This is a genomic window from Candidatus Tumulicola sp. (genome assembly GCA_036490475.1).
In the GTDB taxonomy this organism is placed as follows: domain Bacteria; phylum Vulcanimicrobiota; class Vulcanimicrobiia; order Vulcanimicrobiales; family Vulcanimicrobiaceae; genus Tumulicola.
Map to the genome: position 1 here is coordinate 103,036 of DASXDT010000002.1, position 23,334 is coordinate 126,369.

Consider the following 23,334-nt stretch of genomic DNA (forward strand, 5'->3'; position numbering starts at 1 on the left):
TGAATGAACGGGTGAAAGAGCGACGCTGTGACTTACTTACCACGCTCAAAAGCCGTCTTTGAGGGACACATCGACCTGTTCTGCGCTATAACCAGGAACCGGAACCTCGACTTCGTAGCCGCTTTCGTTTCGGCTGACGTCATAGTCGAAGCCGTAGGAGGGGCGAAGGTTTTGGAATGGATCGAATCCCATGAGATCGCGGCAACGGCGTTCACTGAACGGGCGGCCTGCGCGACGGCTCCATTTCCCGGAATGCGGGGAGTTGATTCGACATGCTTTCATCCTTTCTAAATATTACTGTCGTAAGGACTCTCGCAATCAGAAATCATCAATTTTCGTACGCCTCTGTCAACGGTTTTTCGCCTGTGAAAACCGGCAGCAGCCGGAGAACAATGGTTGCGATACCCCTGCCTGCTCCTTGCTTCGACACCTGGACTTCTAGTGCGTGTTGCGACCAATAAAAACCGCCTACCAGCCGAGCGTGCAATAGCCCACATGCCGTCGAAGCACTACGAATCCGCGCCAGTTCACCCGGATCGCACGCTTTCTACAAGGGGCCCTCGTCGAGTTTCAATAGACGCAGCGTAATGGCGAAGTTCGAGGAAATGTTCCGCAGTCGAAGATTGGTCTTGGGTTCGCGATCCCGCCAAACTCGGAGCTTCCGGATCAATATGCCGATGCATGAGAAATCCAAATGCTCGGTGCGAGCAAGCTCCAAGACGATGTCGCGATGCGGCTCAAGTCCAGAGAGTTCCCGTTTCAGATCATTCCGCCGAGGAGCATCATAGCAGCCGCCTTCGAGCGATATGGGCTCCGTCGATGGCCTGCGGATTCCCACGTTGTCTGGTACAAGCCTTGGGGTGCGCGTGAGCGGCGGGTACAAGGTCGAAAAGGGTTCTTGCTGGCCCTCTGCGTCGTCACGTTTGTTCTGCTTCGCCAATGTTACCCGTGTGTCAAACGGTTAAACTCCACTGGCATCGCGTCCAACCCCGGGCGAATGCGGCCAGGAATAGACTAGGTAAGGCCTGATGTGAGAGACCAAGTGGCGACGGGTAACATCTCCAGGCGACCAATTGCGGAGAGAACGAAAAAACCAACATGGCAGTTACCTACAAACCTGGCGACATCGTTCCGCAAGACGGGCAAGTGAAATGCACGCAACATCCCGAGATCGAGGACAACGTTACGGGCGGCACGCGCTTCGCGCCCTGTCACCATTTCGGCGAAGAGGCGTCCGCCAAGGGCTGCACCTGGCAATACGCATAGCGCAACATGATCGGGTCCTGAGCAAAGATACGAGAAATAATCCGTTCCGAGTCTAGCTCGGTGCTTAGTGCGCTGGGGGGTTCGCCCCCTCTAACGTAATTGCGATTCCGTGGTTCTTCAAGCAGGATCCCGATAAAAGGACCAGTTCGCCGCCTTCAGTCTCGCATATCGTCGTTCCGTCATCCGGTCTTCGGTGTGCTCAATCAAAAACTGTCGTCATCGACCGCAAAGGCGGATCCGGCGCAGGTAATGCCGATCGATTGAGCAGGTCGTGAATCCTTGATTGAGATGTCAGATCTCATTTATTCACGCAAAGTTCAGTTAAGCTCAGCGAAAGTCGTAAAATAGGTAGATCGCCGCCGACATTTAGGATACCCCAGTGCTTTGTTAACTACGCGCAGCTCGCACCCGAAAACTCTAAGATTTGAGGCCCGCCAAGCTGGCTGCGGCGCCAATGCAACCTCGCCCCATGCCGTAGTCATGTTGGAGGGATCGCCGATCCCGGTGGCCTCAAGCCCGTTGGAAAGCCGCTTGTCGATCCATCGTAGCGTTTCGCTTCGGTCGTGTTGAGATGACCGCTCCGGCGCGCCCCAGCGCACCGCGAACCCACAAAACGAGAGATGGGGATTCCGATTTCGAAATCCTTTGAGCGGTCCGTGGCCGGTCCTGCGCGGTGCGGCAGTCCCCAACCGATCACAATACGGAGACGTGCAGATTGCTTCGCGGTCGCGACGACGGGGTAGAACACCGCATGCATGCACCTCAGTTCACGGCCTAAGGCTTCGCGTACGTGGTACTGACTTCTCGATCGCGATTCTGAATGGCGCAGGCACTCGCTGTGCTCCTTGACCGAGACGGAACCATAATCGTCGACCTTCGCGGCAACGCGGACCCCTCGAAAGTTACGCCCATGCCGTATGCCCGTTCCGCGCTTCAACGACTGCGGCACGCGAATATTCTTACGGCGGTGATTTCGAACCAAAGCGGCGTAGCGCTCGGGCAGCTCACCTCCGAACAAGTGCGTGCTGTGAATGTCAGAGCCGAACAACTACTCGGACCGCTCGGCCCGATCTTCATTTGCGAGCATAGCGAGCGTGCCGGATGCGATTGTCGCAAACCGAACCCCGGTCTGGTTTTTCGCGCGGCTATGGAGTTGGGCGTCCATCCCGAAGATTGTGTGGTCATTGGCGACATCGGTACGGACATGGATGCTGCCCGGGCCGCCGGGGCCAGGGGCATTTTGATTCCAACGGCGAGTACTCGGCCCGAGGAAGTTTTGGCCGCGCCGGCCGTAGCGTTGCATCTCGATCAAGCGGTCGACTCTATTCTCGCAGGCAACATTTGAACATCCTCGCAGTACGGCAAGACAACAACGGAGACGTGCTCTTGACGGGGCCCGCCTTGCGTGCTCTGGCCGCGGGCTGCACGCGCCTTACTTTGCTCTGCGGTCCGTCGGGTCGTGCCGCCGCCGAAGCGACCGCCTGCGTCGACGCTGTGGTCTGCCATGAGGCGGGATGGATCGAAGCGGTTCCACATCCCGTCAGGCCCATGGATATAGCGAGCTTTGTAGCGGACATTCGTAAACGAGAATTCGCCCAAGCGGTCGTGTTCACATCATTTCATCAGAGTCCGTTACCGATCGCCTTACTCCTAAGACTGGCCGCCGTGCGCAAGATCGCTGCCATAAGCGAAGACTACGCCGGTAGTTTGCTCGATATTCGGTGCCGCGTCCCCGATGATATTCACGAGGTCGAGCGCGCGCTTTCGTTGGCTCGAGCTGCGGGCTTTTCGTTGCCGTCGAGAGACGATGCACGCCTTACGATGCGAATCGAGCCCACGAATCCACTGGGCGACATCCACGGATACATTGTCGTTCATCCAGGTTCGACCGTTCCGGCGCGCGCGTGGAAACCGGCTCTCAATCGGCAACTCGTCAAAGCGCTGAACGCTCGCGGAAGTCGCGTCGTCGTAACGGGAACGGCCGGCGAATCGGATCTGTGCGATTTCGTTGCCGGCGATTCTGCCCTCAACCTCGCAGGCAAAACCAGTCTGACCGAATTGGCACGAGTAATCGCCGATTCTAGTGCGATCGTCGTGGGCAATACCGGCGCTGCGCACGTCGCCGCCGCCGTCGGTACGCCGATCGTTTCCTTATTCGCACCGACGATACCGGCGGTGCGTTTTCGACCTTGGATGGTCGAGCACGTGCTATTGGGCGATCAGCAGATAGTCTGCAAAGGCTGTCGAGCCCGCACATGTCCGCGAGGCGATCACGCCTGTATCGACAGTGTGAGCGTCGACGAGGTGCTGTCCGCGCTGGATCGAGTCCGCGAAAAGACGGCGGCCGTAAATCGTCTCGGTGCGCATCGATGAACATCGCAATGGTTTCGGAACATGCCAGCCCGCTCGCCAGTCTCGGAAGCGTCGACGCGGGCGGCCAAAATGTACACGTTGCTGCCCTCGCGGCAGCGATGACGGCACTCGGACACTCCGTCACCGTGTTTACGCGCCGTGATGATGCCCGGCTGCCCAAAAGAGTCGTTATGGCCTCAGGTGTCGTCGTTCATCACATAGACGCCGGACCAGTTATGCGTATCGCGAAGGATGCGATCTACCCGCACGTCGCGGAGTTTTCAAGAGGGCTGCGGCTTGCATGGAACGTTAGCCGCCCGGATGTCGTGCATTCGCACTTTTGGATGAGCGGCATTGCAGCGATCGCTGCTGCGGATGCGTTTGGACTTCCCGCCGTGCACACGTATCATGCTCTCGGCGTCGAAAAGCTGCGACACCAGGGGACGGCCGATACATCGCCGTCGATTCGTCTGTTCGAGGAAGCAAGGATCGCGAGAGAAGTCGATTGTATTGTGGCAACGTCGAGAGCCGAACTCGTGGAATTACAAGATATGGGCACGCCCCTACACGCAGTTCGCATCATTCCCTGCGGCGTCGACGTCGAGCAGTTTTCTCCGGATGGCGTCTGCGAAATAAAAAACCCGGATATGCTACGGGTCGCCACGATTTCGCGACTCGTTCCACGAAAAGGTGTCGATACGATAATCGAAAGTATTGCATCGGTAGCAAACGCGGAATTAGTCATTGCTGGTGGTGGGGAAGCCGACCGGTTCGCGGACGATCACGAAACGAGGAGGTTAATAGCTCTCGCGTCACTTTACGGCGTTACCGAGCGCGTCTTTCTACGCGGCGCCGTCGAGCGTGAGCGAGTGGTCGAACTCCTGCGGTCCGCTGATGTCGTCGTCTGCGCGCCGTGGTATGAACCGTTCGGTATTGTGGCCCTGGAAGCAATGGCATGCGCCAAACCGGTCGTTGCGTCGAATGTGGGCGGCTTGAAAGACACGGTGATCGACGGCGTGACAGGCTTCCACGTATCGCCTCGCTCGCCACGTGAACTTGCCGATGCATTACGCCGGCTGCAGGCGGATGAGGATCTTCGGCGAGCCTTCGGTCGTGCGGCGCGCGAACGAGCGATATCGCACTATGCCTGGTCGAACGTCGCACTGGAGACGCTGGATGCATACCGTTCAGTGATCGACGGTGAAGCTCGGCAACGTTTCGCGATGGCGAGATAAAGCATGCACCGCATCGTTGCGCTTCGTGCCCTCAAAGTGGGCGACTTTCTTACCGGCGTGCCGGCGTATCGTGCCATTCGACGTGCCTATCCATCCAGTTTCATCCAGCTTGCTGCTCCGCGGGAGCTCGCTCCGCTAGCGAGCTTACTCGGTAATGCGATCGATGAAGTTTGTGACTCGCACGAATTGGAGCCGCTCAGTCCGCAACTGTATGACGCCGATATCGGAGTCGATCTGCATGGGAAAGGCCCGGCGTCGCATCGGCTGCTGGTTGAGGCGAGGGCCGCCCGGCTCGTCGCGTTTCGCACTCTCGAGATCCCGCAGAGCGCCGACGGAGCGAAGCACGACGCCGAGGAACACGAAGTCGCGCGATGGTGCCGATTGCTCCAGCACGCGGGCATCCCGGCCGACCCTAATGACTTGGATGTCGCCGCTCCAAATACGACGGCGCTCACGGAAACGGCGCGCGGAGCGACAGTGGTTCATCCCGGGGCGAGCAGTCGCGCGAGATGCTGGCCGTCCGAACGCTGGATTGACGTCGTGCGGTCTGAGCGGGACGCGGGCCGCCGAGTTGTTATTACCGGAGGCCCGGACGAGGTGCGCTGCGCGCTTGCGATCGCGAGAGCGGCGGCCGTTCCCGAGGAGTGCGTGTTTGCCGGGCGCACTAACGTGCTCGAGTTAGCAGAGCTGATTGGTGTAGCCGAGCGAATTGTTTGTGGAGATACCGGAATCGCGCATCTCGCTACGGCATTTAGACGCCCTTCCGTGGTGCTTTTCGGACCCACCCCACCGGCGCACTGGGGTCCGCCGGCGCGACCGATTCATCGCGTGCTCTGGGCGGGCGGACGCGGCGACCCGCACGCCGATCGAATCGATGCGGGACTGCTTTCGATTTCCGCAGCGGATGTGATCGATGCTCTGCGCTCGCTTCCCGCGGCCGCGCTTTGTTAAGGGCTGGCGACGCTGCGTTACGGCCCGCGCCCGCTTGGATAGGCACGGGCCGGCATGTGCTGGTGGTCGCGCCGCATCCGGATGACGACGTGATCGGTTGCGGTGGCACCTTGCATGGCCTTGCCCGCGCCGGGATACAGCCGACGGTACTGTACGTCACCGACGGTCGAGCCAGCCATCCGCATTCGCTTCGCTTCCCCCCTCCGCGGCTGACTCTGCTACGAGAGGACGAGGCACGCGCTGCGCTGATCGAACTCGGCGTTTCGACACGGCCCATTTTCTTACGCGTTCAGGATGGCGCGCTTGCCACGCTCGCGCCTGCGCGCCGGGAGTGGGTCGTCCAACAAATTCATGGCGCGATATGCAATTTGAAAATCGATACGATCCTCGGACCGTGGCCCCACGATCCGCACAGCGACCACATCGCCACCGCCCGCGCGATCCGGATGGCGCTTCGTTTGATCGAGCGGCCACCCCGTTCGGTCCATTACGCTGTATGGACCGCAATTCGCGGCGGCGAAAAGCGATTTCGGATGCTAAATTCGCAGAATGCTTTCGAGGTCGGGCTGGACGCGGACGCGGTCAACGCCAAACGGCGAGCACTGTTGCAGCATCGGAGTCAAACCAGCGCGCTCATCGACGACGATCCGCAGGGGTTCCGCATCGATGAGACGCTCATTGATGAGTGGCTTCGCCCGACAGAAGCCTTTTATGGGGAAAGTCGATGACGAAAGATACTGCCGGGCCGGTTCAAATAGCACAGGAGCTGCCCGAAGAAGTGTTACGGGCTGCGCGCTCAGATGCCCGTGGGATCCCCCTGGTCGGTCGTGCAGCGGAAATGCATGCTCTGCGTCAGGCGGGCAACAAGGACCCAAGCTCTGGGCGAATTTTCGAGGGACATGTGAACGGCGTGCAGCTCATCGCGCGCTGTGGAACCGACGAACAACGCGAACGGTTAGAACGCGATATCTCCGACGGCCACATCTTCGCTGTGTGGAATACCCAGGATGCCGACGGTTTGCGACTCGAGCCCGTCGTCGACAGCACATTTGTGTTGCGGGGAGCGAAAACGTGGGCCTCCGGGGCGGGCACGATCACAAGAGCCTTAGTTACCAGTGCGCTGCCCAATGGGTCGCTGCAAATGTGCGTCGTTCCCATGGATCGAGTGCAGGTCACGATCGATCGGTCCGCATGGCTGCCTATGGGCATGGAACGCTCGGACAGTTTCCGAGTTGTTTTCGACGGCGTGGAATTGACTTTAGATGACTTCATCGGCAAACCGGGTGACTACGAGGCCCAGCCATGGTTTGCCGGCGGTGCGCTGCGTTTCATAGGTGTACACGTCGGCATCCTCGAGCGTCTCGAATGCGAAGCACTCGCGTACTTGATCGACCGAAATCGGCACGGCGATAGCCTTCAACAAATGCGCGCGGCGCAAATTCGCGTCGCCATTCGAACGAGCCGGCTCTGGTTAGATGCGGGGATTGAATCCTGGATGCAATTTGATGCCGACCCTTCGCAAGTTAACGCAGACAATGTGATGGAAGTCGTTGACATGGCCCGGGTAGTAATCGAACATTACGCGCTCGACGTAAGCGAATTGGTGGTGCGAAGCGTCGGCGCGCGCGGCTTGATCGAGCCATTACCTTTCGGACGCCTCATCCGCGATTTGCAAATGTACTTGCGTCAACCCGCGCCGGATGCTGCCCTACTACGGGTTGGTGCCGCGGCTTTCGCCGCTGCCGCCAGAGCATGCAATCCTTCTATCGCCTCGCCCACCGGAACCAGCGGATAAGCGCGGTCGGCGGCGTTCGAACCTTTTTCGAGCGCCTCGTAGTTTTCGCCAAAAGGCCTTCCATCGTCGATCAATTGCTGCACTTGCTCGGGCGTTGTCTCGAACATCTTGCATACAATCGTCATATCAATATTCTCGCACGATCCGCGCCAAATGCGGCGTAACGCTGCTCGGCTCTGCGCCTCTTCGAATATCTGGCAAGGGTTCTCCACCAGCAATGTTCCACCATGCGCGCCTTGCGTATACAAATGCTTTACGAGCGTCCCAAAGCCGCCCTCGACGCGGCCGTCGGGACGCCCAGACGTAGCGGCCCGCACCTTCCGGCTAAAGCGAACTCTTGCGTCGACGCGCCGCAGCGCGTGCAAGAATATGCGGTCCTCCAAAGCCGGCACTTCAGGGAGTCCGCCCGCGCGGCGGTAGATCTCCGCCGTCACGGCAAAGCTGGCACCCACGAAGCTGCAATGACGTGGAAACGGGTCTTCTGGCACCGGATCGATGAGTGCTTCGAGTTTGGCCCACGCCCTTCTGAATGCATTTTCCTGAGCGTACAAGGCACGTACCGCTGGCGGTAAATTGCGCCTCTCAATAGCCCCGATCTCGACCAAGCCTGCGACTGCATCCGCATGCCTCATCTCGATTAGCGTTTCAGCCACCCAGTCCCGAGCCACGCATGTATCTGCATCGGTCGTCGCCATAATTCCGCGAGGTCTGCCGGCTTCGAAAAACCGCTCGGCTGCATAATCCATTAAGGCTTTGCGAGCCGTACCTACGTGATCGAAAGGCGGCGAAAGGTGGCCTTCGGCAATGTGAAGCCGGAGTTGCGGGCGGCTCTCGGCGAATTCTCGCGCCTTCCTCGCGGTCTCATCGTTACAGTTATTGGCAAAAACGATCACAAGAAAACAGTCCGTTGCGGTTTGCGTTGCGATCGAACCGAGCGCATCAACGATAGCGCGCTCTTCGTTTCTCGCAGGTATCGTCACGATTAAAGAACACGCTCGAGGGAGGGGTACCGATCCGAGTAAAGCGGTAAGGTTCAAACCGTCAATACATCCAGCCGATAGTTTTCGGTTCGATCGCTCCGAAGACGTCTGAAACGCCCGTCGGCCAAAAAGGCATCGTGTACCTCGTCCCCGCTCAGCGGATAGTCGTGCACCTTCGGCAAATAATGTACGAGTTCAACGGCCCCCTTTTTTTGTTGCACCGCCACAGCGATTTTACCGATGCTTCGTAGCAGGTCTGCTTTCGACCAATAGTATCCCACCTCTGAAAGGACGATAAGATCAAAGTTTCCGGGTGGAAAATCATTTGGCACTAGCATGCGGGCAAAGGTGACGCCTGCTTTCTTGTTGCAGCGAAGCTTAGCGGTTCGCAGAGCGTACCGATTCACGTCGATGGAAAGCAGCCTCGTACAGCGGTCGGCCAGTAGTGATGTAAGAACTCCGATCGAACAACCGATCTCGAGGGCGTTTCCAAAATGCCGTGATCCGAGAGCCTCGACGGTCGCACGGTATTTATCGGTTTCGTACGTACTTGTTTCGAAGTTCCAGGGATCTGGGCAGGCGGAGTAAAGTCGATCAAAATACTCGGCGCCAAGCGAGCGGTTTCGCGTCACAAGCACAACCTCGAAAGTAGAGCAGTTAGTCTTGCGGAGTTTCGGGTCCATGACGTCGGAAACCCACTATTCGGTCGTCTGCTCCAGCTTTGCGAAACTCAAGCAGTGTCACGCAGGGTTGAACGCACTTGGCATCTCCAAAAGAGGGGAGCGCCGTTCCTTATGGGTCAGGTCGGAGGCCCTCTGCGCCAGGCAAAAGCGCGTGGCCCTTGGCCGAGTGGACCGGGTGATCAACGCGAGCCATTGACGAATGCTGCGGAGGCGAAGCCACCACTCCGACTTCGGATCGCCGAGGTGGACATACTGTCGAGAATAACGCTTTAACGCGAGACTCCTATGAACAATGGCTTGTACATTCGCCTCGGCAATGAATCGCTCGTCTCATTTTCAGCGGCGACAGGGCCGCACTTAGCGCTGTCGTTGTCTGCGCCTGTTCGAACCGGTAATAAGTACACGAACGGTTGGTAGCTCCTTATCCACACAGAACAACGATCGTCACGTTCCGCGTGCTGTTCGTCCTGAACAACACCCCAAAGCCGATACGACGGCGTTGGAGCGCCTTTTGTGACCGCCTGCTCACTGGTCGATGACCAACCAGCGCAGACGTACAAAGCTCCTTACATTGACGGAATCGATCAGATATTCGCGCCTGAGATCAAACTTGAATCCTAACCCGACAGTTTTTCTGGTAATATAGCTATAGTAATCTTTCCGCCGCCGGAACGACCTTCGACTCGCAATGCACTCGCATATTGCGCAGCAATGAACAGTCCGCGACCGCCTTCGTCCAGCGCACTCGGCGGCAAACGAGGCTCGAGCGCAAAAAGGTTTCCGTCATCTTCCACATGCAGAGCGAGTTGATCGGCATTGCAATTGAGCGAAGCGCGTATTGGCCCTGGGGAATGTTTGATAACATTCGCCACCAGCTCTAGGAAGATCACTGCGGCCGCATCCTCGTCCACTTCCCACCCGGCGTGCTGCCGTATGGACTCTAAAAATGCCCCATGCCGTTCCAGCGCAGTTAGCGGGTTCTGGGATTCGCATTTCCATAAGAGGCCACTGTTACACATGCCGTGGATGTTCCCAGTGCTCATCAACGTCAACCCCGCTTGGTTTACGGCGACGCAATCGAATGATCGGGACCGAACATTCAGGAGCCGACTATCCTACTGGTGGCGGGGTGAAGCATTCGCTAGGTAGTCTGGCTACCGACGAACATCGCTTCTGCGCGTCTGTTGTTGTGTATCGCCGAACGTATAGGCACGGACGAGCGTCGAACCGTTCTGCGGTTAACCTTTAAAGGAAAAATAAGATTTACGCGACTGCGGCCCCGACGAGCACGGCATGTCCATGTCTACCATATTGGCATCCTCGGTACGTACGGCGGTGCGATCAAGTACGCTTCTACTAAAGGCCGCGGTCTCGCGATCCAATATGACGTCGTCCGCTCATCGGGAGTCTAACAGACGAACCACGACAGACCGGCATCGGGTCGGAACGCGTTACGGACGTGACGCCGGAAAGTGACTCACGACTGGCCCCGTTTCAAACAATACATTGCTCCAAGAGCCAAGACGGTCAAGGCGATGACGCGGATCCCTCGAGCAAAATCTCGACGAGCGCGCGAACGAACCGTGCGCACGTCCGGCATTGCGAATAATTCCGGTCGATCCCCGCAAATGCGGCCGGGCTGGAGAGCCAACCAAATGACGTCGGCCAAATGGAGCGCTTGCCGATTTGTCGTTTGCGCGGCTTGTTCACGGCAAGAAAAGCCGTCGCTAATAACGAGATCTTCGGGCGGCGTACTGCGAACGTGGGGCAAATATCCGAGCTCTCCGGCAGCAACCGAAACGTCGTAATGCTCGCCCTTTTCAAAGCCGAATGCGCCGGCCATTCCGCAGCAGCCATCGTCCAGCCAGGTCGCATCGACATCCATTCGCTTGAGAACGGTGGCATCGCCCTCGGTGCCGAGGGTCGCTTTGTGGTGACAATGACCGTGCACCGTGGCAGCGACTTTCAAGCGGGGAGGATGCCATGATTCGTCATTGGCAAGAAAGTCACCGAACATCACTACCTGCTTGCTCAATCGGTGCGCGTCCTTGTCGTTCGGATACAGATTAAGAAGTTCGTCCTTAAAGACGCTGACGCACGACGGCTCTAAGCCGATGACGGAAGTGCCGGCTTCGATTTCAGGTCGCAACGTATCGATGACTTCGCGCAACACGGCTTTTGCCAGTTCGAGCATCCCGTAATCGTAGAGCGGCCGGCCGCAGCACAGTGGTCGTGCTGGTATGAGAACGTCGTAACCGGCCTGCTCTAACACCTCCATCGCGTGCCGGGCCGTTTCGGCGTGGAAGTAGTTATTGAAAGTATCGACCCACAAAATCACGCGCTTCTTGCCGGCATTAGGCCGGTATTTTCTATGCGCGCGATACCAGCTCGTGAACGAACTGTAGGAAAACGGCGGAATGTTGCGTTCCGGAGCCATACGAACGGCACGCTTAAGAAGCGCATCGAAGGGAGGAGTCTGAGACAACGCGTTCGCGAGGCGAGCAAAACGCGATCCCAGCCGCGCCCACCAGGGAATCAAGCCAAACGCGTATGCCCATATCGGACGCAGACGGCCCTTGTAATAGTGCGATAAGAACTCAGCTTTGTAGGTCGCCATGTCGACGTTGACGGGGCACTCGCCTTTGCAACCCTTGCACGCCAAACAAAGATCGAGCGCCTCCTTTACTCCTTCGGACCTCCAACCGTCTTGCAACGGCGCGCCTTCGAGCATCTCGAACAGCAATCGCGCCCGGCCACGAGTAGCGTGCTTTTCGTCGCGCGTGACACGGTACGAGGGACACATCGTACCGCCCTCATGACGACGGCATTTTCCGACGCCAACGCAACGATTGACAGCGTACGAAAATGAGCCGTGGTCCTTAGCCTGAAAGCTAAAGATCGTCTCCGGCTCGTGCGGCCGGTAGTAAGGGCCCTCCCGAAGATTAGTGTCGATTGCGTAGGCGTCGACGGATTTCCCCGGGTTCATCTTCGAATCGGGATCCCATATTCGCTTGAATTCTCGAAATGCTTCGACGATCGTATCGCCATACATGATCGGCAGCAGTTCAGCACGCGCTTGCCCATCGCCGTGCTCGCCCGAAAGCGAGCCGCCGAACCGACGAATCATGTGCGCTGCCTCATGCATGAAAGAACGCCACTTCGCCACGCCCTCGGCCGTATCGAGTTCGAAGGAAACGCGGCAATGGATGCAGCCTTGTCCGAAATGGCCGTAAAGCGCGGCTTTATAACCGTACTTGTGGTAGAGGGCGCGCAACTCGCGCAAATACTCGCCTAGCCTGGCGGGCGCTACCGCGGAGTCTTCCCAGCCGGGATGAAATGGCGGCTCGTTCGGCACTTTCGCCGTCGCGCCGAGTCCGGCTTCGCGAACTTCCCACAGTTCTTTCTGCTCTTTCTCATCAACGATTACTCGCGAGTCAGTCGCACCATGGTTACGCAAGTCGGCTTCGCACGATTTGGCGATGGCGACGGCGGAGTCCAGATCGTTCACGCAGCCGAACTCGCACATGAGCCAGCCTTTTGCGCTATTGTTCGCAGTCGGAAGCAGCCACTCGTCGTTCGTATGAAAGCTTTTGAGCTGCATGTAGTCGAGCAGCTTGTGATCGAAACCTTCGAGCGCGATCGGCTTATGTTCGTTAACACGCGGGACGGCATCGGCCGCCCGATAAACGTCGTCGAAGGCAAGCGCTAGAATGCAGCGCTTATTCGGATTTTCGATCAGCTTCACTTTGGCGGAAAGGACGATTACGCACGTACACTCGGTTCCGACCAACGAGCGCGCGACATCGAAGCCATGTGAGGGAAGCAACTCTTCTAGCGGATACCCAGAAACGCGGCGAGGAATATCCGGAAAGCGCTCATGAATCGCCTCAGCGTACCGGTCGCGAATAGACCGCAACCCGCGATAGATCTCGCCGATCCGATCGTCGCGTTGGCAGAAAGTCAAAAGCTGCGAATTCGATGTCGGCCCGACGGTCATGCGCACGCCGTCATACGTGAGAATGTCGAGTTCGATAACGTTCTCTTCGGTTTTACCCGCCATCTGTGCGTGCATCCCGCAAGAATTATTGCCGATCATTCCCCCGAGGGTGTTGTGCGTGTGCGTCGCGGGATCGGGACCGTACGTGAGTCCATATTTTCCTACGGCGTCTCGGAGATCGTCCAACACGACGCCCGGCTGCACCCTCGCCCAGCGGCCCTCGGGGTCGATCTCCAGTATGTGGTCCATGTGCTTGGTGAAATCCATGACGACTGCCACATTGCAACCCTGCCCTGCGAGGGATGTTCCGCCCCCACGTGCGAGGATCGGCGCTCCATGGCGTCGCGCGATCTCCACGGTCGCTATAACATCTTGCTCGTTCTCGGGAACCACGACGCCGATCGGAATCTGTCGATAGTTCGACGCATCGGTTGCATAGAGCGCACGCGAAGCGTCGTCAAAGCATACCTCTCCGCCGATGCGTGCCTGTAATTCGGCCTCGAGGGTTCGGGCGTTTCCTTCCCAAGTGCCCCGTTGGTCGGGCCGAATCCCAGGGGGCGGTTGCCGACTTGCCTCCCTGCGAGCCATCAGTTGTTCTATCCCGCCGATTAAGTCAATCATAACTTCCAGACCCCAGGGTTTCGCGCGTTGGCGTGCATAAATGTTAGATCACGGCCGGCGCTATATCGATTGGGACGTAGTGCGCCAGCTACCGAATCGACGAAACCGTCAAACAACATTTTTTCAAGTCGAGCGCGATCGCAAAAATGGTCCATATGCCTCTCGTTTGACGACCGAATCGTTCCCGGGAATAGGTCCAGTCGGTACCAAAGTGTCTCTTGAGCGCAGTCTCGACGAGAACCGTCGGTCGTGGCCCAAGAATATCGTTCCAGCCGATTCACCGGGGCCCGCGGCTGAAATGCAATAGGCTGAAACCTTGAATTTCGGCGGTCATGAGCGGGGCCGCTAATATCCCGGGAGGCGATCGGCGACGCTCTTTAGGCGACGCTCGTTATGGACTGAATGACCATCGATCGTCCGTTCGCAGCGCCCTTGCGCGCCGGGCTCGCGAATAATCCGATAGGCTCCCGGTTTGAAGAACGGATCTGTCTGGACGTTCGCGTCTACGTCGCACGCATTGATTATGCAGTCGGGTTTCGTGACTCGTAAACTCGGGCTCAGGGTCCTTTGCTCTAGGCCGAACTCTGTCCTCAGCAATACACGCGTGCGCTGACTCACAAACGCCATCCTCCTTAAGCGTCTGTACCCCGCAATGCACCTTTCGATGCGGATGCGTCCAGGTTACTTACGACGGGCAGATCCGCGAACGACCGAGCGCTTGCGGTCGTGATCAGGCCATCATGCGCCGCCTTACTTCTAACCGACGAGGTATTGCGCAACTCGAAGATCAGCCGACTCCTTGAAAAATGTTGGCGGCATTTCAGGATATCCCAACAAAATCGTCGTCGTACCACATACGGCAGCGAGAAAACTCCATCCATTTCTTAAGCGGTCGAGAAAGCCGACAATCACCTTGTCCTCGCCGCCAGCGAGGCTGAGCAAATGGCCGCTGAACTGCGAGAAAATGACGGAGCGCAGCTTCAGTGAGCCCATTCTGCTTGCACGTTCTGAGCTCCGAGATTGAGGATCGTGGGTGCGGAGTCACAGGGCTTACAACGTGCTCATTGTATTCGTCGCTGCAGCGGCGGACAACGCGGCATCAGCTCAGCATCGAACCGCTCCGAAAAAGCGCGACTCCCAGGATTGTTCTCGTTGCAGCGCTTACATGTTCGGGTACATCACAGATATGAGTGAGTCAAAGACGTTACCGCCCCAGCATCAGGACCGGCAGCCAGGGCGCCAAGATGAGCTGCGCCCGCAACCGCAGACCGAATCCCAGACGCTCGGTTCGAATCGCTTGAAGGATCGCGTCGTCTTAGTAACGGGCGGTGATAGCGGCATCGGACGCGCGGTGGCCGTGCTTGCGGCCAAAGAGGGCGCAGACGTTGCGATAGGCTACCTGGAAGAAGACGACGACGCTCGAGAAACTCGTCGTCTCGTGGAGGAAAAGGGTCGCAAATGCGAACTGTTGGCTGGAGATATTGGCCAGGAAAATGTGGCGCGCAGTCTCGTCACGAGGACGGTGGAGCGCTTTGGCCGGCTCGATGTGCTCGTGAACGGAGCCGGCGAGCAGCATCCCCAGGATCACCCCGAAGATATTTCAGCCGAGCAGCTCGAGCGGACGTTCCGGACGAACGTGTTCGCGCAATTCTTCACTGTGCAGGAGGCGCTCAAGCATCTCAATGACGGCGCTTCGATCATTTGCATTGCCTCGATAACCGCTTACAAAGGCAACCCGAAACTGCTTGACTATTCGGCGACCAAAGGCGCGTTGGTCTCATTCACTCGCGCCCTATCGAACGCAATTGTCGACCGGGGAATCCGGGTTAACGCCGTCGCTCCGGGGCCGATCTGGACTCCGCTAATCGCCGCCACGTTCGACCGTCAAGAGGTCGAAAGCTTCGGGGCCGACACGCCGATGAAGCGGCCTGGGCAACCGTACGAAGTCGCCGCGGTTGTTGTGTTTCTCGCGTCCAGCGACGCCTCCTATATCTCCGGACAGACGATTCACGTCAACGGCGGTACCGTCGTCAATGGCTAGCGGCTAGACGTCCGCTAGACCCTTCTCGCTGCAAGTTGAACAGGACGAGGAGTGTGTGTACGTCTGCGAGTGATGCATTTAGTTCAACGAAGCCAGCGACGCAAGTAGTTCCCGTGAAAACTTGGGATCCCTTAGCTCTGCACGGTTGGGCACGCGTACTAAACGAGTAGCACGATTACGTTCGGGAGAGGACGGGTTTATTGAATGACTGTGCTTCACACTCGATATAGCGTTGGTATTAAACTGCATATTTGACGCTAGGCAACGGAGCTGCATGCGCCAATCCAACGAAGTACTCGCGCTGCGCGCGCTTGCGGAAAAGTAGAGTTTCGGGCACGTCACTACTCGAAAGCATTCAATCGGGATACGAACATCTTGGTTACCTGTGATGAAGAATCGTTCGTATGGTTTGGCGAGCGAATCACTCCACAAATGAATACTTCGCGAGCTACCTCGACGGTAACACTACATTGCTGCGGGATAACGGTAGTGTTTCTTCATAGCGCGGTCGAACCACTCTGGAGATGAGAGCCAGGGACGCTGGTCCGAGGGCCTTTTCTGGCCCTATGGACCCCCTCTCGCACCGGAAAAAGCGTCCGCAGAAGTCATTTACTTTGTCTAAGCCTGCCCGTCCGCATGGATTGCGTGAGCGCGATGTGCCGAGTGCCAGCTCGTTTTCTTCGTCGAGTATCCCATGACAGTCTGCCATGCTTGGTCGATCCTTTCGTAGCACTCGCACGCGGCCGATTCGAGCCCCCGGCGATTGCGAATGGTAATGTGACCGCGTGCGTAGGAGATGAACCCGGCCTCTTGCAGCGCGCCTGCGGCAACGTTCACGCCCGTTCTTTGGACCCCGAGCATCTGACTCAAGAATTCTTGCGTTAGGAGTATTACGTCATCGCTCACGCGATCGTGCGCCATGAGGAGCCAGCGCGCGCAACGCTCATTCGTCGCATGTAGGCTGTTGCAGGCCGACAAATACGTACCCGTGTTTATGGTCGCCTGCGCGTAGCGAAGCATAGAAGCTTTCAGTTCCGGCTCCCTCTCGATAAGATCTCTAAGGTCGGATACCGACAAACATTGCGCCGAGTCAGGTACTTGCACGATTGCCCGTTGCTGTGCCGCCGCCTGGCCCAGAACGATCGACAACCCCGTCATTCCCTCACGTCCGATCAGGCCGACTTCCGCCGTTGAACCATCGAGCATCTCGAGTACGATCGACACGATACTGCCGATTGGAAATAAAACTCTTTGATAGGCGGCATCGGACTCGAAGATAGTCTCACCGCGCCTGAACGATGCGAACGTCAGCGATGGCCGAATCGCCGCTAAGACTTGCGGCGGAAGGTGATCGAGGAAAAGGTTGCCCGTTGTGGTTTTTTCTGGTACGGGAGCCATTGCCGAGTCCGTTCTTGCCGGCTCCATAGAAAGTCGGCTGAAACTGGGTGCTCGGTACAGGCCGACGGCAACTCTATGTTGAGGCCGCGACCGCGCTCGCTGAGGTCATGCGTCGAGTAACATAGCTCTTCCCGTTCGGATAGGGGTTCACCCGGGCGCATCGCCTACTTGCCCTAATGTCCGAAATGCGGCAGAAGGCACAATTTGACATGGTCAGCCGGAGGCTGCGTCAAAGCCCCCGGCTTGCGAGTCGCTCGGCCGGTGCGCTCGTGAGAAGCGTATACCCCTAACAACATGAGTCCGAACATATCCCACTCGATACGGACTTCGTGTTACAGACGACGGACGCTTGAGAGCATTCCGTGTAGACACTCGGGCGTTCGCTGTTGCTGAAGCTCCACTCGTTTATGCTCGGTTTTATACGGAACGGTGGCCATGTACGGCATTATAATGTGGATGTCCAGCCGACTGAGAGGAGCCACGTACGCGTCATGACTAAGCCCTTGCTGCTCCAAGGTGGCGATTACGATATTGCTCGCAAGAGCGACCTATGGACGGAGCTCGGACAGACCGAGCCGCAAAGCGACGTCGTGCTCGACCTTGCGTTGACCGATTTTATCGATTGCTCGTGTTTCGGTGTACTGATCACGCAACTCAGTATCTGGCGAGAACACGCTGCAGATACTAACCTCAGGCTACAAAACGTCGCACCCAGCACAGCCAGAATGCTTGGTTTGCTGGAGCTCGATCGATTGTTCGTGATCGAAAACGTCCGACCCGACGGCTAATCGTCTACTGCGTATAGTTCACCTTTGCGGGGTAGACGTGTAACACGGTCGATTTGCAGAGGCGCATCTCGACCGAATCCTTCACAGATTGGAAGCAGATGGTCGCGCGCGACTGGCTTTTTCGAGCCGACGATGCCAAAGAAGCCCTCCCTCAGCGACAGAGTTACTTAGAATTTCTTCGCGCTGCGTGTACTCCGGATTCGGACTATGACGGCGCGCTCATTATATTTACTGAATTGATCGCTAATGTGATCCGCCATGCGGCGGGGCCGATTCAGATCAGGGTGGGCGGCTACGCACAAGGTGCCCTGACGCTGCAGGTGACCGATACCGGTGCTCCCTTTTGCTCTGCTCCGTCACTGCCACCGGCGAATAGCGAAGGCGGCCGAGGCCTGTACATTATCTCCCAATTGAGCACAATATCAGTGTCTCACGAAACAAAGATGGCAACGTGGTACGAGTGCAGTTGCCCGTCGCATTACAGGGGAGCGTTGTAGCTGCTAACTGGCGCGCCTAACCGGTCGATATTCGAGTGGCGGCGGTCCTAAGGCATTGAAACGATGGGGCCGAGTCCACGGGTCAGTTTGCCCGGAAATTCGCGCAAATCCGAACGCGGATAATCGCACTTCGAATTTCACGATAGCCTCATATCAGGGACCGAGGGTTCGGGGCATAAATGTCGCGTCGCGTTGCCGGGACAGTCACGTGGCCTGCGTCGTCGGGTCGAGCGAGTAAAACCTGGTAGAGAGCCAGCCGACCTGCGCGAAACTTTGCGCACTGCCGGCCATGTACAGCCTCCAGGCGCGGTATGTCTCTTCCGCCGCCACGGCGATAGCGCGCTCGCGATTCCGTTCGAGTTTTGCCACCCACATTCCGAGGGTCCGTACGTAATGCTCTCTGAGGTTCTCGACGTCGCGAATTTCAACCCAGCAGCTTCGGCAATGCGTAGCGCGTCAGACACTCGTAGCAGGTCGCCATCGGGGAAGATAAAACGGCCGACGAAGCTTCCTTTCGGTTGTTTCGCAGGGAAGCAGTCCGATTCGCAATCCCGTGATTGAGAAATAGACCGCCCGGCCGCAAAGCATCGAATGCCGCTTTGAAGTAGGCCTGGAGATTGCGACGTCCGACATGTTCAAACATACCGACGCTGACGACCTTATCGAACTGCTCGTCTCCGAGTTCACGATAGTCACACAGGCGCACGCTCGCGTTCTTCGCTTCGGTCGCAATTCGATTGCGCGCTTCCAATAGTTGCGTTTCGCTCAATGTAATGCCCGTCGCCGACGCGCCAAAGACTGACGATGCTCGCATGACGAGGCCACCCCGACCGCAGCCGATGTCCAGTATGCGCTCTCCAGGCTGTAAGCGGACCTTTCGAAGGATATGGTCTATCTTCGCAGCTTGTGCCTCGCCCAGGTCTTCTATACCATCATCGAAATACGCGCACGATACGTCAACGTCGTCCAAGAACGTGCGATAGAATGCGATCGGCAGATCGTAGTGAAATCCAATAGCCGCGCGATCGCGTTCGAGAGAATGAGCTCGCCCACGCAATCGAGCCTCGCGTAGCGGCGGAAGCGGGCTTCGTGGAAGCCGACGTGCTATGCTCATTAATCCAAACATACGTAAGACGCCCATCTCGGTCACACGCAATAGCGAGTCGATCGCAAGCTCAAGATCCCCTTCAACATCGATCAGGCCTGCGACGAAGGCTCGTCCCGCTGCGAGGTCGACCGGTCGTCTTAACATCGCACGCAGAGCTGCCGGATGCTTAATGCACAGCGTGAAGCGTGTTGCCGGTCCGGACGCGTTCACAATCGTTCCGTTCCATAATCGTACGCTGAAGTCGCAGGCGAATGTGTCTCCGAACAGTACAAGCAGGAAATGGAGCGTGGGCTCTACGTAGTCGTCCCGCGAGGCGTGCCCGTCCATTAGGACCGGCTCTTCGTGGCGTCAGAGTGTCGCCTGCAAGCGGCGTGCTCACACTGGCAGTCAGCATTGTCATTCGAGGCCTTGCATTTTGGATCGCAGTAGTCGCCTTCAGTGCGGACCTGGCACGTGCAGCCGTCGCCTCGACAGTTATTTTTTGAACCTTCCATAGCCGCTTGTACCCGTTTGCGATGAGCGCGCACCATTGCAGGTTTTGCCGTCTGCGAACTTGTTCAGAGTGCATATGGCGTTCGACAAACGCTTTGAGCGTTTTCGTTCACCGCATCCTGCGCTTTGGGACTGCGTGGTCTGGATAGGCCTTCGACTACTACCATCCGAGCAACGCAAGATCAGTATGGCGCAAACCTTGCCCGACGCCACCGTCCGGCACGATGACAAAGTCTACAGCGCTGTACGTGCAAAACACATCAGCTAGTGATCGAAGAGCGCATGCGCGATCCGAGCATCGTTCATTCATTGCGTTCCGTGAATGGTCGCGAAAATACCGGTACGATCTCGCAGGTCGAGGTGGCGCAACTTTCGTTTGGATGCCGTCGTGGAACCGCGTGGTGAAATTGACAAAACTATTTTGAACCACCCTAATGGGTGGTGTTCTGGATTTTCGGCATTCGTTCGAGCGTGCGATGGCCTGACGGGGAGGCGCCGGGCAGTCCTTTAAAAGTTGCCCGGCGGAGTCCCCGTTGCTTTAGGTTGACTTAGGGTTGAAGAGCCGAAGTAGCCGCCCCGTTAGGGCAGTGCCGCTGAGCGCAACCGTTGCGCCGAGGACGAGCAGGCCAACGAGCATGAGCTCGGCCGAATTTGCGACTACGGTTAGCGCCAAGATACCAAGAACAATCGCGGCGCCGCCGCACAAAATTTGTGCGGCGGATGGCGCATGCTACTGCGCCTTCGGTGACCTTTTGCGCGATTTCCGAGACGCCGACGGCTTGAACTTTGAGGGCATTCAAACGCTGCAGACCACCGGCAGAAAGGATCAACGCCGCGCCGACGGCGATGACTCCAGCCGAAAGCAGAACGTCGGAACTGAAGCCCAGCAAAGCGAGTATTCCGAGAACAATGATGCCGCCACCCGCGAGCATTTCGGCGGTCACACCGCCGCCGAGTTCGGCCGCTCCGAGGCTGCCTCCGGTTAGCACAGAGAGCAGCTTCGAGTATTCGACGCCGATCGCGGCTCCTTGCACGAGTAATGCAGCCCCCAGAGCGATTGCGGCGATGCCGCCAAAATATCCCGAACCAACGTGCGCTAGTCCGATAATTGCGAGAACCACGACGGCGATTCCAATCGCCCCCTCCATAACAGAACCCGTCATTTCGACTTCGAGAACCGTTTTATCGGTGTAGGGTGTAGTCGCTGTTACCATTTTAACCTCCACATTGAGCCTTCCCGAAAAACAGATAATGCTCGCCTGCTGAAAGGCACTTTTCAGCTGCTGCCGATGGCAAATCTGATTCCAGCTCGGTCGCTTCCCTTTGCGAGGGTTCGGTGTTAAGCGAGGCACCAGTGGTCCGTCTGCTTTTCGACGCGCCTTCTTATTTGCGAAAGGACGACGCGCGGCACAGCCTATCCGTGCAATCACTTTGGGACCGCCCGGCCCGAAACCTCGACCTGTCGCGACCACTGCTGCTCCCTCAATGCCCGCTTTAGTCACATCGAGGTTTCAAGATTGGACCTTGAGGTTACAACCAGTTGGCTGGAGGTCGACCTCGCAAGGAAGATAGACAGAATCAACGCTCGCTTGTTATATCCGTCCTGCGTATTGGTAATCCTTAAAATCGCCTACGATGCCGTTCTACTAGCATCGACCGTTTGCGCAAACTTCTTGGTGCGCATCACCGCGTTCATTTCGTATTTCGAGATTCCGGGCAAACATCGGCAAATTGCCGATCGAAAGACGCACGTTTAGTGCTCGCCAGTTCACCGATGGTGCGGTATCTGCCGCTCCTCCGGCACCTGCGGAACTCCTTAGGGTCTAAGATCACCGCCAGCTTGTGGTTTTGTTCAATGGCCACGCGAAGGCAGCGCCTTAGGAGCGTGCGGCGCCCATCGCTGTCGTAGGAGCGGCCACGAAAGAGCGAGTTGGCGAGCGTACGCCGCTTACCGGACCGCTGTAACTAGGTGCGGCTGGGTATAGATTATCCGTGATCTGCGAATCTCTGCGCCGCTTGACGGCTGATTTCCGAAAGCTACGTGTATGCCTGGAGCAGCGGCTCCGAACTGCAGTTGGCCGCACGCGAAGCGGCCTTACATTCTCAATGTCGGCGATTTCGACGAGCATACCGAGTATTAGGCTCTATTTCCCGGCTGCAGAAGCGCTCGGACTATATTCCGTTTTCTTACATCGAACGCTCCAGATGGCTCAACGATCTCGCCGACTGCCGCCGCATCCGCGGGCGCAGAGAATGCGAGCGGCATCGTATGGATATTCTGAAAAGTGGTACGGCATATTTATATGGTCCTCGACAAGCCACTAGCGTCTTCCTCACGACGGCGGAGAATGCACAGACGTAGCATCTATGTGATGGGCCCGATCGTTGGGGCACTCATCTCCACTGGGTCGTCGGTGGCATGCAATGGCGGCACATCACCGCTCACTGCCTTCGAGAGAGATGACGCCCTACCGGCCTATAGCTTTAACGTTGACGTGGCAATGGCCATGCGACACTTCCCATGGCTGCACTTTCACGTGCAGGGCATCGGAAATTACCGGCCAGGCAAGTCTTATGTCATTCACATCGACAGATTGCCGTGGTTTGCCCCGCACCCCGCTCACGACATCGATCTTTCCATGCTTGATCCGGCGATGTGGCCTTCGCGCTTCCTCTACCAAGAGGTGGGTGAGGGCGCCGGAAACACCGTCTACGCGCTTCGCGCCATCGACGATCCCACGCTAACGAGCGCGACGGTCACGCTCGGGCCGAGGTTCTGCACGCGGGAAGTCGATACGGTATATACCGGGGGCACCCGGATAAAATTGAACGTCACCTTCAGCCGGGTCGGTGCCTTTATGCTGCCGGCGAGGCTCACCGCCGACATTAAAGAAACGCATCTATTGCTTTCCGCCAATGCCCAGTTCAGCAACTACACCTTCGATTCAAGCTCGGTCGGTGACTCATCGGAAGGTCCGCACGTAGACTCACACATTTTTTTTTGGAGCCCTCCATATGGACGTACGACCAATCTGGGGCATCAAGACGCAGTCATCCGACGCAGCCTTTAGATCTGCATACCAGCCCGTGTTGGAGGATGTCGTCTAGGACATCTTAACGTTGTATCGCC

The 23,334-nt window shown here is 57.6% G+C and carries 22 protein-coding genes; 11 read left to right on the top strand and 11 right to left on the bottom strand.

The window, feature by feature from the left end:
• Window positions 1-1,098: 1,098 nt before the first annotated feature.
• The 5 genes from VGF98_02010 (at window position 1,099) to VGF98_02030 (ending at window position 5,804) form a co-directional block, all read left to right on the top strand.
• Window positions 1,099-1,266, top strand: a complete 168-nt coding sequence (locus VGF98_02010) for a hypothetical protein (protein ID HEY1680397.1) — start codon at window positions 1,099-1,101, stop codon at window positions 1,264-1,266.
• Between the two features lie 820 nt (window positions 1,267-2,086).
• Entirely contained in the window at window positions 2,087-2,611 is a 525-nt protein-coding gene (locus VGF98_02015; GenBank protein HEY1680398.1) for an HAD-IIIA family hydrolase, read from the top strand.
• Window positions 2,608-3,639, top strand: coding sequence for a glycosyltransferase family 9 protein (locus tag VGF98_02020; GenBank protein HEY1680399.1), 1,032 nt, complete (start codon window positions 2,608-2,610; stop codon window positions 3,637-3,639). The genes VGF98_02015 and VGF98_02020 overlap by 4 nt, the downstream gene beginning before the upstream one ends.
• A gap of 8 nt (window positions 3,640-3,647) precedes the next feature.
• Window positions 3,648-4,853 (top strand): glycosyltransferase, encoded by a 1,206-nt coding sequence (locus VGF98_02025; protein HEY1680400.1) that lies wholly within the window; start codon window positions 3,648-3,650, stop codon window positions 4,851-4,853.
• A gap of 3 nt (window positions 4,854-4,856) precedes the next feature.
• The gene (locus tag VGF98_02030; protein HEY1680401.1) at window positions 4,857-5,804 is read left to right on the top strand and encodes a glycosyltransferase family 9 protein; all 948 of its coding nucleotides are present in this window, start codon (window positions 4,857-4,859) and stop codon (window positions 5,802-5,804) included.
• Between the two features lie 17 nt (window positions 5,805-5,821).
• Here VGF98_02030 and VGF98_02035 read toward each other — a convergent pair whose 3' ends face one another.
• Window positions 5,822-5,983 carry a hypothetical protein gene (locus VGF98_02035; protein HEY1680402.1) on the bottom strand — a complete coding sequence of 54 codons (162 nt, stop codon included), beginning with the start codon at window positions 5,981-5,983 and terminating at the stop codon, window positions 5,822-5,824.
• Between the two features lie 102 nt (window positions 5,984-6,085).
• Window positions 6,086-6,292, bottom strand: a complete 207-nt coding sequence (locus VGF98_02040; GenBank protein ID HEY1680403.1) for a hypothetical protein — start codon at window positions 6,290-6,292, stop codon at window positions 6,086-6,088.
• A 45-nt stretch (window positions 6,293-6,337) separates the two neighbouring features.
• Between VGF98_02040 and VGF98_02045 the strand changes: the two genes are divergently transcribed.
• Together VGF98_02045 and VGF98_02050 are read left to right on the top strand one after the other, a co-directional pair.
• Entirely contained in the window at window positions 6,338-6,532 is a 195-nt protein-coding gene (locus VGF98_02045; protein HEY1680404.1) for a hypothetical protein, read from the top strand.
• 173 nt (window positions 6,533-6,705) lie between these two features.
• Window positions 6,706-7,599: a hypothetical protein gene (locus VGF98_02050; protein ID HEY1680405.1), complete on the top strand. Its 894-nt coding sequence runs from the start codon at window positions 6,706-6,708 to the stop codon at window positions 7,597-7,599.
• Here VGF98_02050 and VGF98_02055 read toward each other — a convergent pair.
• From VGF98_02055 to VGF98_02075, 5 genes are all read right to left on the bottom strand, one after another.
• On the bottom strand, window positions 7,491-8,579 hold the full coding sequence (locus VGF98_02055) for a glycosyltransferase (protein HEY1680406.1): 1,089 nt from the start codon (window positions 8,577-8,579) through the stop codon (window positions 7,491-7,493). The genes VGF98_02050 and VGF98_02055 overlap by 109 nt on opposite strands.
• Before the next feature lie 53 nt (window positions 8,580-8,632).
• Complete coding sequence (locus VGF98_02060) at window positions 8,633-9,262, bottom strand: SAM-dependent methyltransferase (GenBank protein ID HEY1680407.1); 630 nt, start codon at window positions 9,260-9,262, stop codon at window positions 8,633-8,635.
• Window positions 9,263-9,879: 617 nt separating this feature from the next.
• Window positions 9,880-10,305, bottom strand: coding sequence for an ATP-binding protein (locus VGF98_02065; GenBank protein HEY1680408.1), 426 nt, complete (start codon window positions 10,303-10,305; stop codon window positions 9,880-9,882).
• 434 nt (window positions 10,306-10,739) lie between these two features.
• On the bottom strand, window positions 10,740-13,847 hold the full coding sequence (locus tag VGF98_02070) for an FAD-linked oxidase C-terminal domain-containing protein (GenBank protein HEY1680409.1): 3,108 nt from the start codon (window positions 13,845-13,847) through the stop codon (window positions 10,740-10,742).
• 789 nt (window positions 13,848-14,636) lie between these two features.
• The gene (locus VGF98_02075) at window positions 14,637-14,873 is read right to left on the bottom strand and encodes a hypothetical protein (GenBank protein HEY1680410.1); all 237 of its coding nucleotides are present in this window, start codon (window positions 14,871-14,873) and stop codon (window positions 14,637-14,639) included.
• Between the two features lie 193 nt (window positions 14,874-15,066).
• On the opposite strand from VGF98_02075, the gene VGF98_02080 reads away from it, so the two are divergent.
• On the top strand, window positions 15,067-15,921 hold the full coding sequence (locus VGF98_02080; protein ID HEY1680411.1) for an SDR family oxidoreductase: 855 nt from the start codon (window positions 15,067-15,069) through the stop codon (window positions 15,919-15,921).
• 618 nt (window positions 15,922-16,539) lie between these two features.
• On the opposite strand, the gene VGF98_02085 is transcribed toward VGF98_02080, so the two are convergent.
• Entirely contained in the window at window positions 16,540-17,319 is a 780-nt protein-coding gene (locus VGF98_02085) for a Crp/Fnr family transcriptional regulator (protein HEY1680412.1), read from the bottom strand.
• Between the two features lie 491 nt (window positions 17,320-17,810).
• Between VGF98_02085 and VGF98_02090 the strand changes: the two genes are divergently transcribed.
• Window positions 17,811-18,107, top strand: a complete 297-nt coding sequence (locus tag VGF98_02090) for an STAS domain-containing protein (protein HEY1680413.1) — start codon at window positions 17,811-17,813, stop codon at window positions 18,105-18,107.
• 701 nt (window positions 18,108-18,808) lie between these two features.
• On the opposite strand, the gene VGF98_02095 is transcribed toward VGF98_02090, so the two are convergent.
• The 3 genes from VGF98_02095 to VGF98_02105 all read right to left on the bottom strand — a co-directional run bounded on the left by VGF98_02095 (window position 18,809) and on the right by VGF98_02105 (window position 21,367).
• Complete coding sequence (locus VGF98_02095; protein ID HEY1680414.1) at window positions 18,809-19,027, bottom strand: class I SAM-dependent methyltransferase; 219 nt, start codon at window positions 19,025-19,027, stop codon at window positions 18,809-18,811.
• 1 nt (window position 19,028) lies between these two features.
• On the bottom strand, window positions 19,029-19,922 hold the full coding sequence (locus VGF98_02100; protein HEY1680415.1) for a cyclopropane-fatty-acyl-phospholipid synthase family protein: 894 nt from the start codon (window positions 19,920-19,922) through the stop codon (window positions 19,029-19,031).
• Between the two features lie 830 nt (window positions 19,923-20,752).
• Entirely contained in the window at window positions 20,753-21,367 is a 615-nt protein-coding gene (locus VGF98_02105; GenBank protein ID HEY1680416.1) for a hypothetical protein, read from the bottom strand.
• A 447-nt stretch (window positions 21,368-21,814) separates the two neighbouring features.
• Between VGF98_02105 and VGF98_02110 the strand changes: the two genes are divergently transcribed.
• Both VGF98_02110 and VGF98_02115 read left to right on the top strand, forming a co-directional pair.
• The gene (locus VGF98_02110) at window positions 21,815-21,961 is read left to right on the top strand and encodes a hypothetical protein (protein HEY1680417.1); all 147 of its coding nucleotides are present in this window, start codon (window positions 21,815-21,817) and stop codon (window positions 21,959-21,961) included.
• Between the two features lie 615 nt (window positions 21,962-22,576).
• Complete coding sequence (locus VGF98_02115) at window positions 22,577-23,275, top strand: hypothetical protein (GenBank protein HEY1680418.1); 699 nt, start codon at window positions 22,577-22,579, stop codon at window positions 23,273-23,275.
• Window positions 23,276-23,334 lie beyond the last annotated feature (59 nt).